At 33.7% G+C, this 14,683-nt stretch carries 20 protein-coding genes and 1 riboswitch; of the genes, 15 read left to right on the top strand and 5 right to left on the bottom strand.

The genetic code is table 11. The annotated features are described in order from the left end of the window. Positions 1–18 precede the first annotated feature (18 nt). The 6 genes from pstB (at position 19) to argH (ending at position 6,230) form a co-directional block, all read left to right on the top strand. Positions 19–861 (top strand): phosphate ABC transporter ATP-binding protein PstB, encoded by an 843-nt coding sequence (gene pstB / locus JEOSCH030_RS06535; RefSeq protein ID WP_185125815.1) that lies wholly within the window; start codon positions 19–21, stop codon positions 859–861. 1 nt (position 862) lies between these two features. After that, entirely contained in the window at positions 863–1,510 is a 648-nt protein-coding gene (gene phoU / locus JEOSCH030_RS06530) for a phosphate signaling complex protein PhoU (protein WP_185125814.1), read from the top strand. A gap of 85 nt (positions 1,511–1,595) precedes the next feature. Then, positions 1,596–2,168: a 5-formyltetrahydrofolate cyclo-ligase gene (locus tag JEOSCH030_RS06525; protein WP_185125813.1), complete on the top strand. Its 573-nt coding sequence runs from the start codon at positions 1,596–1,598 to the stop codon at positions 2,166–2,168. Further along, positions 2,158–3,567, top strand: a complete 1,410-nt coding sequence (locus tag JEOSCH030_RS06520) for a rhomboid family protein (RefSeq protein WP_185125812.1) — start codon at positions 2,158–2,160, stop codon at positions 3,565–3,567. The genes JEOSCH030_RS06525 and JEOSCH030_RS06520 overlap by 11 nt, the downstream gene beginning before the upstream one ends. Before the next feature lie 82 nt (positions 3,568–3,649). After that, positions 3,650–4,858, top strand: coding sequence for an argininosuccinate synthase (locus JEOSCH030_RS06515; protein WP_185125811.1), 1,209 nt, complete (start codon positions 3,650–3,652; stop codon positions 4,856–4,858). After that, complete coding sequence (gene argH, locus JEOSCH030_RS06510) at positions 4,851–6,230, top strand: argininosuccinate lyase (RefSeq protein ID WP_185125810.1); 1,380 nt, start codon at positions 4,851–4,853, stop codon at positions 6,228–6,230. The genes JEOSCH030_RS06515 and argH overlap by 8 nt, the downstream gene beginning before the upstream one ends. A gap of 32 nt (positions 6,231–6,262) precedes the next feature. Here argH and JEOSCH030_RS06505 read toward each other — a convergent pair whose 3' ends face one another. Continuing rightward, positions 6,263–6,499, bottom strand: coding sequence for a DUF2759 domain-containing protein (locus JEOSCH030_RS06505; protein ID WP_185125809.1), 237 nt, complete (start codon positions 6,497–6,499; stop codon positions 6,263–6,265). Positions 6,500–6,598: 99 nt separating this feature from the next. Between JEOSCH030_RS06505 and JEOSCH030_RS06500 the strand changes: the two genes are divergently transcribed. Further along, positions 6,599–7,210, top strand: a complete 612-nt coding sequence (locus tag JEOSCH030_RS06500) for an MBL fold metallo-hydrolase (protein ID WP_185125808.1) — start codon at positions 6,599–6,601, stop codon at positions 7,208–7,210. Between the two features lie 29 nt (positions 7,211–7,239). Here JEOSCH030_RS06500 and JEOSCH030_RS06495 read toward each other — a convergent pair whose 3' ends face one another. After that, a complete protein-coding gene (locus JEOSCH030_RS06495; RefSeq protein WP_185125807.1) occupies positions 7,240–7,488 on the bottom strand; it encodes a DUF2626 family protein in 249 nt (82 codons plus the stop codon). A 189-nt stretch (positions 7,489–7,677) separates the two neighbouring features. Between JEOSCH030_RS06495 and comGA the strand changes: the two genes are divergently transcribed. The 8 genes from comGA (at position 7,678) to gcvT (ending at position 13,083) form a co-directional block, all read left to right on the top strand. Continuing rightward, on the top strand, positions 7,678–8,715 hold the full coding sequence (gene comGA / locus JEOSCH030_RS06490; RefSeq protein WP_268883980.1) for a competence type IV pilus ATPase ComGA: 1,038 nt from the start codon (positions 7,678–7,680) through the stop codon (positions 8,713–8,715). Then, a complete protein-coding gene (gene comGB / locus JEOSCH030_RS06485) occupies positions 8,678–9,733 on the top strand; it encodes a competence type IV pilus assembly protein ComGB (RefSeq protein ID WP_235962243.1) in 1,056 nt (351 codons plus the stop codon). Before comGA ends, comGB begins: the two co-directional genes overlap by 38 nt. A gap of 3 nt (positions 9,734–9,736) precedes the next feature. Continuing rightward, positions 9,737–10,069: a competence type IV pilus major pilin ComGC gene (gene comGC, locus JEOSCH030_RS06480; protein WP_407929468.1), complete on the top strand. Its 333-nt coding sequence runs from the start codon at positions 9,737–9,739 to the stop codon at positions 10,067–10,069. Beyond that, positions 10,047–10,478 carry a competence type IV pilus minor pilin ComGD gene (gene comGD / locus JEOSCH030_RS06475; RefSeq protein WP_268883979.1) on the top strand — a complete coding sequence of 144 codons (432 nt, stop codon included), beginning with the start codon at positions 10,047–10,049 and terminating at the stop codon, positions 10,476–10,478. Before comGC ends, comGD begins: the two co-directional genes overlap by 23 nt. Next, positions 10,468–10,722 carry a hypothetical protein gene (locus JEOSCH030_RS06470; protein ID WP_185125804.1) on the top strand — a complete coding sequence of 85 codons (255 nt, stop codon included), beginning with the start codon at positions 10,468–10,470 and terminating at the stop codon, positions 10,720–10,722. The genes comGD and JEOSCH030_RS06470 overlap by 11 nt, the downstream gene beginning before the upstream one ends. After that, a complete protein-coding gene (locus JEOSCH030_RS06465) occupies positions 10,719–11,108 on the top strand; it encodes a competence type IV pilus minor pilin ComGF (protein ID WP_185125803.1) in 390 nt (129 codons plus the stop codon). The genes JEOSCH030_RS06470 and JEOSCH030_RS06465 overlap by 4 nt, the downstream gene beginning before the upstream one ends. Positions 11,109–11,266: 158 nt before the next feature. Then, positions 11,267–11,755, top strand: coding sequence for a shikimate kinase (locus tag JEOSCH030_RS06460; protein WP_185125802.1), 489 nt, complete (start codon positions 11,267–11,269; stop codon positions 11,753–11,755). 83 nt (positions 11,756–11,838) lie between these two features. Further along, positions 11,839–11,928, top strand: a riboswitch (glycine riboswitch). A gap of 72 nt (positions 11,929–12,000) precedes the next feature. Further along, positions 12,001–13,083, top strand: a complete 1,083-nt coding sequence (gcvT, locus tag JEOSCH030_RS06455) for a glycine cleavage system aminomethyltransferase GcvT (RefSeq protein WP_185125801.1) — start codon at positions 12,001–12,003, stop codon at positions 13,081–13,083. Positions 13,084–13,145: 62 nt separating this feature from the next. On the opposite strand, the gene JEOSCH030_RS06450 is transcribed toward gcvT, so the two are convergent. Genes JEOSCH030_RS06450 through JEOSCH030_RS06440 form a run of 3 tightly spaced genes read right to left on the bottom strand, consistent with a single transcriptional unit; the run spans position 13,146 to position 14,677 of the window. Then, on the bottom strand, positions 13,146–13,532 hold the full coding sequence (locus tag JEOSCH030_RS06450; RefSeq protein ID WP_235962242.1) for a rhodanese-like domain-containing protein: 387 nt from the start codon (positions 13,530–13,532) through the stop codon (positions 13,146–13,148). Between the two features lie 21 nt (positions 13,533–13,553). After that, the gene (locus JEOSCH030_RS06445; RefSeq protein ID WP_185125800.1) at positions 13,554–13,772 is read right to left on the bottom strand and encodes an SA1362 family protein; all 219 of its coding nucleotides are present in this window, start codon (positions 13,770–13,772) and stop codon (positions 13,554–13,556) included. Continuing rightward, the gene (locus tag JEOSCH030_RS06440) at positions 13,769–14,677 is read right to left on the bottom strand and encodes a DUF1385 domain-containing protein (RefSeq protein ID WP_185125799.1); all 909 of its coding nucleotides are present in this window, start codon (positions 14,675–14,677) and stop codon (positions 13,769–13,771) included. Before JEOSCH030_RS06440 ends, JEOSCH030_RS06445 begins: the two co-directional genes overlap by 4 nt. Positions 14,678–14,683 lie beyond the last annotated feature (6 nt).

Genomic DNA, 14,683 nt, shown 5'->3' with positions numbered 1-14,683 from the left:
TTTTAAAGGAGTTTTACCATGACAGAACTAAAAAATATTAATGTAAAAGAAAATACTGTAGGTAGCCAAGTTACAACAAAAGACAGCCCAATTATTCAAACTAATAAAGAAGTCGTTTTTGAAGCGAAGAACTTTAACTTATGGTACGGAGATAACCATGCATTACAAGATATTAACTTAACTTTCCATGAAAATGATATCAATGCAATTATTGGACCATCAGGTTGTGGGAAATCAACATTTGTTAAATCTATGAACCGTATGACTGAACTTGTACCAATCGTTCGTACAGAAGGTAGTATCGACTTTAGAGGCGATGATATTTTCACAAGTGGTATGTCAGTAGAAGAATTAAGAACACGTGTAGGAATGGTCTTCCAAAAACCAAATCCATTCCCTAAATCAATTTACGATAACGTTGCTTATGGACCACGCGTTCATGGCATCAAAAAGAAATCTATTTTAGATGAAGTTGTTGAAAAATCTCTACGTGGTGCTTCCATTTGGGATGAAGTAAAAGACCGTCTAAACGACAACGCTTATGGCTTGTCAGGTGGACAACAACAACGTATTTGTATTGCTCGTACTTTAGCAGTTGAACCTGAAGTTATTTTAATGGATGAGCCTACAAGTGCACTTGACCCAATTTCTACTACTAAAATTGAAGACCTAATGCAAGAAATCAAAAAAGATTACAGTATCATTATTGTTACTCACAATATGCAACAAGCTGCTCGTGTGTCAGATAGAACTTCTTTCTTCTACCAAGGATATGTTGTTGAATCAGATGATACTAAAGTGATTTTCGAAAACCCTTCTGATAAGAGAACAGAAGACTACGTATCAGGTAGATTCGGTTAATATGACAGTACTTCGTGAGAAATTCCAAGAGGAACTTTCATCACTGATTGAAGAATGTATTATACTTGGTAAAGAGTGTCATAATCGTTTATCACTTGCAGTAGAGATATTGGTATCTGACGATGTAGAACCTGCTAGACAGTTAGTTAAAGATGATGCAGAAATTAATCAAATGGAAACAAATATTAATGCTCATGCTATCAATTTAATTACTACCCAAGCACCTGTTGCTAGTGATTTAAGAACGATTATTTCGTGTATAAAAGTCGCTGATAACTTAGAGCGTATAGGGGATAACATTAGTAATATTGCTGAAGTTAGAAAGCGTATAAAGATTACTAATGAACGTACCTTACTTCGCTTTAAGACAATGGAGCGTCTGGCTTCACTTATGCTAGAAGACGTATATACTGCCTTTAAGAAAAGCAACTTAGAACTTATTGACGAGATCATCTTAAGAGATCAGGACATCGATGCAGTCTTTGTTCAAATCACAACTTCTGATATCTTTGAAGAGTCTGATGCATTTTTAACGGGTCAGATTCAATTAACGGCTAAGTATTTAGAGCGTATTGGAGATCATATAAAAAGTATTGCCGAACACATTTACTATATAGAAACAGGCAATACTTACGAAAAAAATAACTAGTCAAGACTAAACCTCCAGATATTCTGGAGGTTTTTTCATACATCATATAAACTAGTATTAAGTAATCAAGAAAGTAGGGAGTAAAATGTCAAAAACTGAACTTAGAAAAAGTATGATTAACATCTTAAAAAATATGAATGCAGAGGAAAAATTAGAAAAGTCTAAGGCCATTAGTCAAAATGCTTATACTTTCATTCAAGAAAGAGGATACCAATCTGTTGGAATTGTTCTTCCTATGGCAATAGAATACGACACTTGGGGCTTAATAGATTTACTTTTAGAAAAAGGAATAGAGGTATATTCACCAGTTTGTAATTACACAGATAAGTCCATGAATTTCCATCGTTTAAACTCTAGAGATGAAGTAAGGAAAGATAATAAAAATATTCCAATTCCTGATCCAGAACAAAGAGTTAATAATAATATTGATCTACTGGTAGTCCCAGGCTTAATCTTTGGTCCAACTGGTTACCGTATTGGTTATGGCGGAGGTTTTTATGACCGATTCCTAACGACCTTTAATAACGACACTGTATCATTAATTTTTAGTGATCAAATTGGTGACACGATTATTGACTCACATGATTTACCAGTCGATTACTTAATTACTGAAGATCGTACCTTTGATGTAAAGTCTGTGAGAGTCAATGAAGAATAAGTGGCAAGCTGCTTATGAAGTAGCAAAATATACAAACTATGATTTTTTCCATCACGATGAAAACCCAGAGATTATTTGGCTAAAAGATAAGAAAAAGAAAACTTTAATGTGTCTTTTAGACTTATCATTATCAGACCAAGAATTGGAAGCTATCACCGAAAATATATTTGATTCACAAGAACAATTAAACAAACAAGCAGGTTTTACCGTTAAAGTGATTAATCTATATCACTTAACTGATCAAAAGTTTACTAGAAAGTTTAAATCAAAAACATTAAGAGTGAATCACCGAGCAGTGAATAACTTAGAAAAAATTATTTCAAATCCATTCTATAAAGTGGATTTGAAATATAAGAAAAGTAAAGATGATGCTTACTATAAAAGACGATTAATGTCCCGTCATCCTTTTGAAAAATATATGATTAAATTCACACCGATGACCTTGCTCTTAGTAACTTTAAATACGCTTGTCTTTTTAATCAATATAATCTTTATATATGTTTTAAATAGTCCTGAATTGAATAATCTGATGGCTGTCAGTCACTACGAAGTGTCATCAGGTCAATACTATCGATTAATCACTTCTAGTTTCTTACACGCAGGTTTTACCCATTTCTTATTGAATGTCTTTGCTTTATATATCTTAGGTAAGTTTGTTGAAGGTCTGTATACACCGTGGCATCTATTATTGACCTATATACTAGCAGGTGCGATATCGAGTTTATTCTCCTTAGCTTTTATCACAGAGGGAATATCACTTGGTGCAAGTGGTGCTATATACGGCTTACTTGGTTTAATTATCGTTCATCTTTTATTAAATAAACAAATTAATGTTAAGTTAGTCATTCAAATTATAGTGATCTTTGCCATTGTTTCAGTTTTATCTATGCTGACTGCTAATATAAATCACTATGCGCATATTGGAGGCTTAATTGTCGGAGCTCTGATCGGTTTAATCGTCAACTTTAAAAAGGCGACTTGGAAAGTATCATTAATCAGCTTAATAATTTTAGTTTTATTCACTTTATTTAGTCATTATGCAATGAGTAAGCAAAGTTCAATTCATCCTATGGATGATGAGGCACTCTATTATTATCAAGAGGGTGACTATGATAAAGCTCTGGAGACTGTGAATTATTCTTTTAATAGAGAAGTTGAAACTCCGATGACCTATTATATATTAGGTGAGTTGTATAAAGAAGCAGGTCAAGAAGAAAAAGGGCAAGGCTATATCGATAAAAGCTATGAAATGGATCCTTCTAATGAGTTAGCAGCAAAAGATAAGATCATTGAATATCGTAAAGCACAAGATTATGAAGCTATGAATAAAGCAATTGATCAGTTAGACAAACCAATAGAGGATGAGAGCTTAAAAATCCTTGAAAAAGAAGTTAAATAATATGCATAAATATACTTGATTACGTAAGTTTATAATGATATAGTATGAAATATCATATAAATAAACTTATGGGGTGAAGCAATTGACACAGAAAAAAGTAGTTTTAGCATATTCAGGTGGTTTAGATACGAGTGTGACAATTCAGTGGTTTATAGATCAAGGCTTTGATGTAGTTGCCGTGTGTTTAGATGTTGGAGAAGGTAAGGATCTAGATCAAGTTTATGACAAAGCACTGAAAATGGGAGCAAGCGAATGTCATGTCATCGATACAAAAGAAGAATTTGCTAATGACTTTGTATCGTATACAATCTACGGAAATTCTATGTACGAAGGAAAATATCCGTTAGTTTCTGCTTTGAGTCGTCCATTAATCTCTAAAAAATTAGTAGAAATTGCGCATGAAACAAATGCTGATTATGTCGCACATGGATGTACTGGAAAAGGTAACGATCAGGTCCGTTTTGAAGTCGCTATTAAATCTTTAGATCCATCAATTAAAGTATTAGCACCTGTAAGAGAGTGGACTTGGTCACGTGAAGAGGAAATAGAATACGCGAAAGAGCATAACATTCCAATTCCAATTGACTTAGATTCACCTTATTCAGTAGACCAGAATCTTTGGGGTCGTTCAAATGAGTGTGGCATCCTAGAAAATCCATGGGCTGCTCCACCAGAAGATGCTTATGATTTAACTGTGAATTTAAAAGATGCAAAAGAAGAAGCAGAAGAATTGCTGATCACTTTTGAAGAAGGATTGCCAAAGACTATCAATGGACAAAGTTACCCACTTCATGAGTTAATCTTGCACTTAAATCAAGTGGCAGGACAACATGGGATTGGTCGTATTGACCATGTTGAGAATAGATTAGTTGGTATCAAATCAAGAGAGATATACGAAACACCAGCTGCTAAAGTTATCCTTACAGCTAAACATGATCTAGAAACGATTACTTTAACTAAAGATATTGCTCACTTTAAACCAGTAGTTGAACAAAAGTATACTGAACAAGTTTACAATGGTTTATGGTTTACTCCTTTATCTGATTCATTAAGACTAATGTTAAAAGATATGCAAAAACCTGTAAGTGGAGAAGTACGCCTAGAACTTTACAAAGGAAATGTCACTGTTAAAGGACGTCAGTCTGATAATAGTTTATATAATGAAAAATTAGCAACTTATACAAAAGAAGATGCCTTTAACCAAGAAGCTTCAGTCGGTTTTATCGAAATATTTGGTTTACCTACAAAAGTCAAAGCTATGCTCGATCAAGGAGTGTCTATAGATGACTAAAAAAGCTTGGGGTGGCAGATTTCAAGACGAATCAATCTCATGGGTGGAAGAATTTAATGCTTCCATCCATTTTGATAAAGTCTTGATTGAAGAAGATATAAAGGGCAGTATTGCACACGCTAATATGCTGGCAACAAAGGGTATTATCAAATCAGAAGAAAAAGAGTTAATCATAAAAGGATTAGGGGAAATTTTAGCTGATTATAAAGATGATAAGATAGAATTCAGGGTAGAGAGAGAAGATATTCATATGAATGTTGAAGCTCTTTTAATTGATAAAATTGGTCCTGTTGGTGGTAAATTGCATACTGCACGTAGTAGAAATGATCAGGTTGCCACAGATATGCATCTTTATGTTAAAAAGATTGTAAACGAATTTATCGATAGCATCAAAGCACTTCAAGAGACTATAGTGGAGCTAAGTGATAAGCATATGGGAGTCATTATGCCGGGCTATACTCACTTACAAAGAGCGCAGCCGATTTTATTCTCTCATCACCTTTTGGTCTATTTCTGGATGTTAGAAAGAGATAAGTCGCGTTTTAAAGATTCACTAAAACGCATTGATCTTTCACCTTTAGGTGCAGGTGCTATATCAGGAACAACTTTTGATATTGACCGTTTCCAGACTAAAGAAGAACTCGGTTTTGAGGGTATTTATCATAATAGTATGGATGCTGTGAGTGATAGAGATTATATTGTTGAAACACTTTCTAATATCTCTTTATCAATGGTCCATTTATCACGTTTGTCTGAAGAATTGATCTTCTGGACAACAGATGAGGTAAATTTCGTGACCTTAAGCGATTCCTTTACTACAGGGTCTTCAATGATGCCACAAAAGAAAAATCCGGATATGGCAGAGCTGATTCGCGGTAAGAGTGGTCGCACGAGTGGTCATTTAATGAGCATGCTAATGCTCTTAAAAGGATTACCATTAACTTATAATAAAGATATGCAAGAAGATAAAGAGGGGCTCTTTGATGCCGTTAAAACTTACAGTGGTTCTTTAAAAGTTATGAATGGCATGCTACAAACACTCACTCTAAATGAAGCAGTGCTTAAGACCGCTGTATCAAATGATTTTTCTAATGCTACTGAACTTGCTGATTATTTAGTAGAGAAGGGGATTCCTTTTAGAGAGTCTCATGAGATTGTCGGAAAGTTAGTTTTATCATGTATAAATAAAGGGATCTACTTAAAAGATTTACCTTTTGAAGAATATCAAGAAGCAACTTCTGTAATTGATAAAGACATCTATGATATCTTATCTCCGGAAGTTGTAGTCAATAGAAGAATCTCATATGGTTCAACAGGGACAGAAGCCGTTAAACAACAGTTAGAGACAGCAAAATCATATCTTAAAGAATAAAAAAAGTTTCCAGATATAGTCTGGAAACTTTTTTAACCTAAGTTTGGATATCCAAATGTGAAGATTGTTGCTAGTGCCCAAAGACCAAATACTAGGACAGTAAGGCCACTAAAAACAATTGCTAGAATATTTTTAGCTTTCATAGAATTCAAAAGACCAATGATGCCAAAAACGGCTACCAAGGCCATAAGAAGAGATAAAGCATTAACACCAATTCTAATTGTTACTCCACCAATGGAAAATAATTCTCCTGTATCGAAGAAAGGCATTGAATTGACCCCCTAATCATTCTCTTAAACAATCACTTAAGATTATTGTATAATTAATCTATAGTTTTGTCGAGAACATTTTTGGAGGTTATAGATAATATGAAGATTACACGTATGCCTTTAGGAGATTTGGGCACCAACTGTTATATAGTATCTAATGGACAAAGAGTACTCGTCTTTGACCCATCTGCAGAAAGTGAGAAAATCATAGCCAAATTAAAAGATATTGGACTAGCAGTTGAGGGTGTCATTTTAACACACGCTCATTTCGATCACTTTGGCGCATTGGATAAGGTGCTTGAATATTCATCTTGCCGACTATATATGTCGGATATTGAAGGTGATTGGCTGGATGATATAGAAAAAAACGGTTCAGTTCGATTTACAGAAGAAGTAAGATCAAAGGCAAATCCTATTTATCTTAAAGAAGGTAAGACTAGTATTGGTAGTTTCGACTTTGAAGTTATCCATACACCAGGTCACTCACCAGGATCATTAACTTATAAATTTGGTGATTTTATAATTTCAGGTGATGTCTTGTTTAGATTAGGTGTTGGTAGACAGGACCTATACGGTGGTTCAACAGAAGAGTTGATGTATTCTATAAAGGAAAAATTATTTAAACTAGATGACGATACTACTGTCTATGCAGGACATAATATACCGACAACCATTGGTTTTGAAAAAGAAAATAATCCTTATATAAGATAAAAAAACTCGGAACTTAAGTTCCGAGTTTTTTATAGTTGGTTACCGAATGATGGTTCCAATAGGAAAGTTGTATAGTAAGTGAAACCAACAAAGAAGAAGATTAGATATGCAGCAAATATGTACATATACATTCTCTCAGTTAACTTCATATAACCTAGTAATACAAAGAACCCTGTCTGTACTAAGAAGAATACTGACATTGTCACCATATCTCCAACATAAAACAGAATAGCAAACATTGCTGTCCAAAATCCTACCATTTTAAATACTTTATCCATGTGATACGTCCTCCCACCTGAATAATTTCACATATCATTACACTTAATTATAGATAAGTCATTGAACAAAGTAAATAGTAATTCAATATCTTTCAATAATTTCTGAAGGTATTTTTTTACATGCTTCTAAAAGATAGTGTAATTAGTAAAGCAGTTTTAATACTTTTGTGTTTAAGTCAATTTTTTAAAGTGAATCACCTCTTTTCTCATATATATAGAGTAGGAGGTGTTTTTATCAAGTCTTTAGTCGATCAAATAATCAATGATGCATATGAAAGTATGGCGAGTGATATTCACATTACATCCTCAGTAAACGAAGGGGTGGTGAGATTTAGAGTTAAAGGTACGATGATTAACTATAGAGTTTTGAATTTAGAGACCTTTAAACGATTGATCAATTACTTGAAGTTTATCGCAGAGCTCGATATTAACGAGCATAAAATACCCCAAAGTGGACGGACTAAGTTCAAGATAAATGAACGTACTTTAAACTTAAGAATTAGTACTTTACCGCTGAGTTTATTAAGAGAGTGTCTTGTTATTAGACTGCTAAATTTAAATGCTTCTAAAGAGCCTACAGACTTATTTTATAAAGAAGATGATTATGATATTTTAAGATCTTATATGGATAAAGGGCAGGGACTGATCTTGTTTACAGGTCCGACTGGTTCAGGCAAGAGTACAGTGATGTATAAGCTGGCAGAAGAAGTCGCAAATAAGGGTCAAAGATCTATCATTAGCATCGAAGATCCCGTTGAATATGAAGTGGACGGTTTAGTCCAAGTTGAGATTAATGAAAAAGCCAATTTAAAATATTCACCTTTAGTGCGCGGATTATTAAGGTGCGATCCAGACATTATTATGTTCGGAGAAATCAGAGATAAAGAAATTGCCTCAGAGCTAATAAAAACAAGTCTATCAGGACATTTAGTATTATCCACTTTCCACAGTAAGAGTGCCCTAAGTACTCTAGTAAGACTAAAAGAATACGACTTATATAAAGAAGAGATGATTGAAGCAATATCACTAATCGTCAATCAACGTCTCATTCATACGAAAGACAATTCTTTCATTGTCTATGAATACATAGAGAAAGAGGAAATTGAAAAATTTTTAAATGATCAAGCTGTTAACTATACAAGCGTCAAAGATAAATTAAAGACCGTTTATCAAGAAGAAGGAATGTCAGATGAAGAGTATGAACATTACAATCGGATCATCGAATAAATTAAAAAAGCATGATGCACATTTCTTAATCAAACTCTCAGAACTACTATCAAGCGGTTTTACTATGCAACAAGCGCTGAGCTTTTTAGTACAACAATACGATATTTTACCTCAAAAGCTTAAGGACTCATTATTAACTGAAATTAAGAAAGGCCATTCTTTAAGTCAAATTCTAAAGCAACTTGGCTATTCAAAATCTATTATTATGCAAGTATCATTCGCAGAGATTCATGGTGAAATTATTCAAAATCTCTATGAGTCTGGTGAATATTTAAAGATGAGAAGAAAGACCAAATCAAAGATTATTAAAGCAATTCAATACCCTTTGGTTTTAATATCGATTTTTATCATTATGTTAATTCTATTAAACTTTACAGTCATTCCTCAATTTAATGAATTGTATAGCGCCATGCAGGCTGATAAATCACTTTTAGTGATGATTTTAACGCTTGTACTAAATTATCTGCCACACGTCGTACTTATTTGTGTATCGTGTCTATGTCTATTTATATTACTGATGGTTTTAATCTATAAACAAAAAAAGACTACTAGAGCAGTGAATACCTTACTGAAGATTCCTCTGATTTCCACGTATTTTCGCTATTATGTGACTTATAGATTTTCAAGAGAGTTTGGATATTTTTTAATCAACGGCTTGGAAGTCAAAGAAATACTGTTACTTTTCAAAACACAGACGATTAATCGTTTCTTAAGTCATGTTGCGTCAACGATTGAAGAAGAACTTTTAACGGGTTCGTCTTTAGCTAGTGCGATTGAAAAGATGAAGCTCTTAGACAAAAGACTTGCTGTCTTCGTTAATCAAGGGGAGTACAACTCAAACGTAGGGAAGGAACTCATCATTTATAGTGAATATACTTTAGATAATATTTTAATTAAGATTGAAGCTTTAACCCAGAGAATTCAACCCATTATTTTTCTAATTCTCGGTCTCTTAATCATATGTTTGTACTTAGTCATTGTCATGCCAATTTTTAATATGCTTTCAACTATTTCATAGGAGATGAAAACCATGAGACATGCATTCAAAAGAAAATTTAAAAACGAAGAGGACGGATTTACTCTAATAGAGATGCTCTTAGTGCTATTAGTTATCTCAGTACTCATCATTCTAATCATTCCAAACATTGCTGCACAGAGCCGTAATGTACAGGACACGGGTTGTGACGCACAAGTTAAAATGGTGCAAAGTCAAATAGAAGCCTATACCTTAAACGAAGGTTCAGCACCGGCTACTATCAATGCTTTAGTTCCTGACTATTTAACGAACGATCAAATATCATGTCAGAATGGAGATAACATCACTATAAACAATGGAGAAGCTGTCCGCTCATAAAGGTTTTACTATGTTAGAAATGCTCCTCGTGCTTTTTATCGTGTCGATTTTAATGAGCCTAACCTTTATTAAACTGCCTGATTATAATAGTCATTCACAAGAGGATGAAATACAAAATATATCTTATTTACTGCAGGGTGCTCAAATGAGTGCCCTCAGTAATCAACAATCTTATACAGTGTCCTTTCATAAATACAACAATACGATTACTGTAAGGGATTCTAGTCGAAAAATAATTAAGAATTATACTTTAAAGCTTTGTAAGCTGAATGACTACGGCTTAACATCATATTCTTATAAAAAGAATGGCGACACTACTGCTTTTGGTACAGTCTATCTTTCTTGCCAAAAGAAAAATATTAGGATTATTATGCAGATTCAAAAAGGGAGGTTTAGGATTGAGCAGTAAAGGATTCCTACTTTATGACAGCATTCTATCCATGTTGGTATTTATAATTATTATGATGCTTTTACCTGCATTTTTAATGCTTGGACAAATGGATAAGACGAGTAAAGAAAAGCTACAGACTTATAGGGATTTATATATGAAGAGCCTATATTTAAGCGATGAAGAGTTAGCCTCTTATTCTAAAGAAATATTTTCACATCAATCGTTTACTTGCGATGACCGTCTAGGGTCTTTATGTCCATGAGAGGTTTTACATATGTAGAACTTCTCTTATCTTTAATGGTTGTAATATTTATTACAATGTCTCTACCTCAAGTGATGACATTCTTTCAAAAAATTGACTTGGCTGAGGATAACTATGATTTTGATATATTTTTAATCGATATATATGATGTATATAAAAATAGTGAGTCCATTGAAGTTGAAGGCGCCAATCGACTCACTTTTAAGACTGATCAAAGAGAAGTAACTTATCATTATACGAACGGTCGTTTAATAAAAAGTATCAATCAAGAAGGTTTTGTCACCATGATGTATCACGTTGATAGTGTGACAATCACGAGTAGTAAACAAGTCGTCAGTTTAAAGATTAAGGGGCTAGTAGATGAAACACTCCTATTTAAAAAGTGAAGGATTTTTTAGCTTATCAACTTATATTGTCCTTATATATTTACTTGGGTTATATTATTATTACTATGAACGGCTACAACTTATCCTAGAGATTCGTATAAATTTAATAGAAATATATATTAACCAAATCAGCCAAATCATCAGTTAGGAGAATTGTCATGATAATAATTGGATTTATGGGGTCTGGAAAAACTACTATTGCTAAACATCTTCAAGATCACATGTTTAAAGAAGTTATAGATTTAGATGATGAAATTAAAGTTCTTGCAGGTAAGTCAATAAAAGAGATTTTCGCAGATGACGGTGAAGAATCCTTTAGAAAATTAGAGTATCAAGCTTTGACTAAATACTTAAGTGAAGATGTAATAATATCAACAGGTGGCGGGATTATTTCCTATGATCAGTCCTATGAACTGTTAAACAGTCAAAAACAACATAAAATTTTCTTTTTAAATGCACCTTTTGATAATTTATATGACCGAATTCAAAACGACACAAACCGTCCTTTAGGAAATCAAAGCCGACAAAAAGTTTTAGATTTATATCTATCACGTCTTGACAGATATAAAGGGGTAGCTGACTATGAAATTTCTACTGAAGAGACTATAGAATCTTCTGTAAATGAAATTTTATCTTACATAGACTAAAAATAGCGCTATCAGTTGTTGGAACTTGCATATATAGATAAAATATGAGTATAATGAATACGGATTCAACAGTATAATGACGATTGAAAAGCGTTGGAGAGAGTGTGAAAAACCACCGCCGAAGGAGCAAGCCAAAAGGTGAATCTCTCAGGCAAAAGGACAATGCTTGGACGTTATCCTGAAGAGTATTTCAACAGGGCAGAACAAATGCTGTCCTGTTTTATTTATTTAAGGAGGAAAAAGCAATGAGTGAGTTAAAAAGAACACCATTAAATGATTACTACCATGAACAAGGAGCTAAATTAGTTGATTTTGGTGGCTGGGAAATGCCAGTACAATTCTCTAGCATCAAAGAAGAACACACAGCAGTCAGAGAAGATGTAGGAATCTTCGATGTCAGCCATATGGGTGAAATATTAGTTACTGGTAATCAGGCGGAAGAATTCCTGAATTACGCTTTAACAAATGATATTTCAAAACTTACTGATGTCAAAGCTCAATACACAGCAATTACCAATGAAAATGGTGGCGTAATTGACGACTTAGTTGTCTATAAACTTCAAGAAAATGAATATCTACTAATTCCAAACGCAGGAAATACTGATACAGACTTCGAATGGCTGAAATCCATTGAAGGTTATGATGTTACTGTTGAAAATGTCTCAAGCGATTACGGTCAATTAGCAATTCAAGGACCAAACGCACGCGCTTTAGTACAAAAATTCACTGAGACAGATCTATCTGACTTAAAAATGTTTAACTTTGTGACTGGTGCACAAGTAGATGGTAAAGACGTTATTATTTCACAAAGTGGCTATACTGGTGAAGATGGATTTGAACTATACACTAAACCAGAAGATACTTTAGCACTATGGAAACTATTTGTAGATAATGGTGCAGTAGAATGTGGCTTAGGTGCGAGAGATACGCTCCGTTTAGAAGCTGGCTTACCATTACACGGTCAAGATTTAACACCTGAAATTTCTCCTATCGAAGCTCGCATTGGCTTTGCAGTTAAAGTCGATAAAGGTGACTTTATTGGTCAACCAGTCTTAAAAGAACAAAAAGAAAACGGTGCACCTCGTCGTTTATCTGCTTTTGAGATTACTGGAAAAGGAATTGCACGTACTGACTACGAGGTACTAGATAATGAAGGGAATAAAGTAGGTTACGTTACAAGTGGTACTCAATCTCCAACAACTAAACGTTCAATTGGTTTTGCACTTGTTGACACTGACTTCTATGAACTGGATAAAGAATTCGTCATTCAAGTTCGTAAAAAAGAAGTACCTGCTAAATTTGTTAAATCACCATTCCACAAAAACTAAAAAAGATAAAGAAGACCATCCTGTGCGACTCGCTCAGGATGGTTTTTTATGTTAGATAAGTATTAACGATTTTTAGATTTAATTTTACCTTTCCACTGGGAAATTCCTTTTTTAAGTATATTAATATCTGTGTGTCCATCTTTTTTCAAAAGACGTGCAGCTCTTAAAGCTGTGTTACCACTCTGATCATATAAATACACTGGAATGTCTTTGCGGATTCCACTTTTTTTCATTTGAAAAGTAGACATAGGAATATTTCTAGCACCTAATATATGTCCGTGATTGAACTTGTCTTTTTCACGTATATCAATCAGTTGTACCTTTCTTAAATCTTTAGAAAATTCTTCTTCAGTCAACATGTTTACGCCTCTCATGCTCAACCATGCATTAAGCACAAGGACAATAATTATGACTGCTAAGACGATTAATGCAATTAGCCAACTACTCACTATAAATCTCTCCTTAAATAATTATTTCTTTTTATGTCTTCTCTTAGCTTTTCTTAAGGCTTTACGATATTTTCTTTGATCTTCAGTTAAGATGAAGAAATAATATATCGCATAGATAATTCCTGCTAAAACGATTAAGAAAATTAGAGAATTAACAATCATTCCTAACACCACATCTAGGTTCATCAATAAACCGATAGCTGCGACAACTAAGACGATTATAATTAGTGCTCTTTTCATTCTTTTTCACTCCTTAAGAGATGATTAAAGGAATGTATTGCTACATCAACTTGATCATCTTGTGGTTCTTTTGTCGTCAAATACTGCAACCATAGACCGGGTTGACCGAGGTACTTTAAGACAGGTATGTTTCTCAACTTATTAGTAAACTGTAACACTTCAAAAGCGAGTCCTAGGACTACAGGAATTAATATTATTCTATTTATAATTCTTACATGAAATGGTTCTAGTGGTACAAACATATATAGAACAAAACCAACTAGTACTGTAAACAGGATAAATGATGACCCACAACGATAGTGTAATCTCGACTGTTTTTGAACATTCTCAACTGTTAAAGGTAAGTTGTTTTCATAACAGTTAATCACCTTATGTTCTGCCCCGTGATACTGAAAGAGTCTTTTTACCATCGGTGTTAGGGATAAGAAATAAATATAAGCTAAGAGTATGATTAACTTAATTAATGTTTCTATTAGTACCTGTCCGAATTTACCAGGTACGATACCTGTAAAAATTTCAGCTATAAAAACAGGGACAAGTGTGAGCACAAATTTACCTAACATAAAGGTAAGTATAGCAAAAATTGCAGCTGTTAGTGCTACTTTTACACTGTTTGTATTTTGATTTTCTTTTTCAATTTTATGGTCATCTTGTGGATCTCTATCATAGCGGTCTGCTGCAAAATCCATAGGCTTCATACCATAAACAACTGATTCAAATATGGCGACAATTCCTCTAATGAAAGGAATCTTTTTTAACTTCATCGCTACTTTATTGACTGGTCTTGGCATATCAAAGTAGTCAATTTGACCATTTGTTCTCCTAATCGCAGTAGCCATATGGCGGTTCGATTGGAACATGACGCCTTCTGGGACAGCTTGACCACCGTATATTTTTTCTGTCATCGCATT

Source organism: Jeotgalicoccus meleagridis (assembly GCF_903994045.1).
Taxonomy (GTDB): Bacteria; Bacillota; Bacilli; order Staphylococcales; family Salinicoccaceae; genus Jeotgalicoccus; species Jeotgalicoccus meleagridis.
The sequence above is the reverse complement of the archived record's forward strand: the minus strand, read 5'-3'. Positions and strand labels throughout refer to the sequence as shown.